At 71.1% G+C, this 2,169-nt stretch carries 3 protein-coding genes; 2 read left to right on the top strand and 1 reads right to left on the bottom strand.

From position 1 onward, the window contains the following. The coding region (locus H0W38_RS21405) for a hydantoinase/oxoprolinase family protein (RefSeq protein ID WP_292458002.1) at positions 1-1,140 on the top strand (1,140 nt) is incomplete at its 5' end. After that, a complete protein-coding gene (locus H0W38_RS21400; RefSeq protein WP_292457999.1) occupies positions 1,140-1,748 on the top strand; it encodes an aspartate kinase in 609 nt (202 codons plus the stop codon). The genes H0W38_RS21405 and H0W38_RS21400, both read left to right, overlap by 1 nt. A 33-nt stretch (positions 1,749-1,781) precedes the next feature. Here the strand turns inward: H0W38_RS21400 and H0W38_RS21395 are convergent, their stop codons facing one another. Next, complete coding sequence (locus tag H0W38_RS21395) at positions 1,782-2,168, bottom strand: VOC family protein (RefSeq protein ID WP_292457997.1); 387 nt, start codon at positions 2,166-2,168, stop codon at positions 1,782-1,784. Position 2,169 lies beyond the last annotated feature (1 nt).

The following is a 2,169-nucleotide window of genomic DNA, read 5'->3' as shown; positions in this document are numbered from 1 at the left end:
GAGTGGGCCTGCCCGCTGTGGCAGGGACTGCCGCACCTGCGCACCGCGCTCGCCGCCGCCGCCGAGCGCTGGCCGGCCAGCCGCGGCGCCCTGCACGCGATCACGATGACCGGCGAGATGGTCGATCTGTTCGAGCACCGCGAGGCGGGCGTCAACGCACTGGCCGCCGAGCTGGCCGCGACGCTCGAGGGCCCGCTGCGCTTTTATGCCGGCGAGGCGGAGCCGGGCGCGAGCCGCTGGTGCGAAACGGCCGAGGTGGCCGCGCAGTGGCACGCCATCGCTTCGGTCAACTGGCTCGCCACCGCTCAGTGGGCCGCGCAGCAAGTCCCGGACGGCGTGCTGGTCGACGTCGGCAGCACCACCACCGACGTGATCGCCTTGCGCAGCGGCCGCGTGGCGGTGCAGGCCCGCAGCGACGCCGAGCGGCTGGCCAGCGGCGAGCTGGTCTATCACGGCGTGGTGCGCACGCCCTTGTGCGCACTGGCGCCGCGCATCGCCTTCAAGGGACGCAGCGTCAACGTGATGAACGAGTTTTTCGCGACCAGCGCCGACGTGTACCGCCTGACCGGCGAACTCGACCCGGCGCACGACCTGCAGCCCAGCGCCGACGGTGCGCCCAAGGACCTGCCGGCCAGCCGGCAACGCCTCGCACGCATGATCGGCCTGGATGCGCGCGACGCAGGTGATGACGATTGGCTGAGCTTGGCCTACGCATGGCGCGAAGCGCAACTGCACGAGTTGCGCCGCAATCTTGCAAAAGTGATCGAGCAGGCTGCGCTGCCTGTCGATGCGCCGCTCATCGCTGCCGGCTGCGGCGACTTTCTGGCGGCGGCGCTGGCCGCGTCGCTGAGGCGGCCCTGGCTCGCGTTCGCATCGCTCGCGGTCGCGGCGCCCCAGCCCGGCGCGGCGACATCCCGGGCTGCCGACGCGACGCTCGCTCGGCAGCCGGAGCAAGCGGCGCTGATGCCGTCTCGGACCGGACCCGCGTTGACGTCGCTGCCATTCGAAGTCGAGGCAGCGCTTGTGCCCCGCTCACTCCAAGCCACTGCAGCGCTTGCGCGCCGCGTGCAGGTCGCGGCGCCGAGCGCGGCCGTCGCCTTGCTGTGCGCCTCGGTCGGGCGCGACGGGAAGCCCGGCTGATGTGGGTCGTCAAACTCGGCGGCAGCCTCGGCCTCGACGCCGCGCTGCCGCGCTGGCTGTCGCTGCTGGCCGAATGCGGAGGCGGCCGCGTGATCGTCGTGCCGGGCGGCGGCGCCTTTGCCGATCAGGCTCGGCAAGCGCAGGCCCGGTGGCAGTTCGACGATCTGGCCGCCCACAACATGGCCGTGCTCGGCATGGCGCAGACAGGGCTGATGATGCAGGCCCTGTGCCCCGCATTACAGATCGCCACTGGCGAAGCGCTGCTGCGCACGGTGCTGCAGCACGGCCGCGCCGCGGTGTGGCTGCCGCTCGACTTGCTGCGCGAGGCGCCGGACGAACTCACGCACTGGGGCGTCAGCGCCGACAGCCTGGCGCTATGGCTCGCTCATCGGCTGCACGCCGAGCGGCTGATGGTGGTGAAGTCCTGCCCCATCGAGGCGGGCTACTCGCTGCGGCAGTTGGGCGAGGCGGGCGTGCTCGATGCCGGGTTCGCCGAGCGGGCGCGCTCGGCGGCATTCCCGATCGACGTTCTGCAGAGCACGGAACTGCAGCGCGCACGGGCGCTGCTGCTGGACGAGACCTTGAACTGCGGGCTGTCGCGCCAATGAAGGCGAGGGCGGTCGCGGCTCGTCGCGCCGGTGCTACTTGGCAAAGACCTGGCCGAGGTCCCCGAAGGCCTTGAACTCCAGTGCGTTGCCGGAGGGGTCGAGAAAGAACATCGTGGCCTGCTCACCGGCCTGGCCCTTGAAACGCACCTGCGGCTCGATCAGGAAGCGCGTTCCGGCCGCCTCGAGTTTGGCGGCCATGCTGTCCCAATCGGCCATCGACAGGATCGCGCCGAAATGACGCACCGGCACCGCCTCGCCATCCACTTCGCTGGTGTTGCGGTGGCCGCATTCCTCTGGCGACAGGTGAGCGACGATCTGGTGACCGTAGAAGTCGAAGTCGATCCAGCTCGGAGAGCTTCGGCCTTCCGGGCAACCCAGGAGGTCGCCGTAGAACGCGCGTGCTTCGGGCAGGTCGCGCACC

The sequence above is a fragment of the Methylibium sp. genome, from assembly GCF_013817365.1.
Classification (GTDB): domain Bacteria; phylum Pseudomonadota; class Gammaproteobacteria; order Burkholderiales; family Burkholderiaceae_C; genus Methylibium.
This window is presented reverse-complemented; position numbering and strand designations above follow the sequence as displayed.

Bases quoted from the DNA above. Each gene is read 5' to 3' on its own strand.
- H0W38_RS21400 (WP_292457999.1), top strand. From the start codon at position 1,140: ATGTGGGTCGTCAAACTCGGCGGCAGCCTCGGCCTCGACGCCGCGCTG.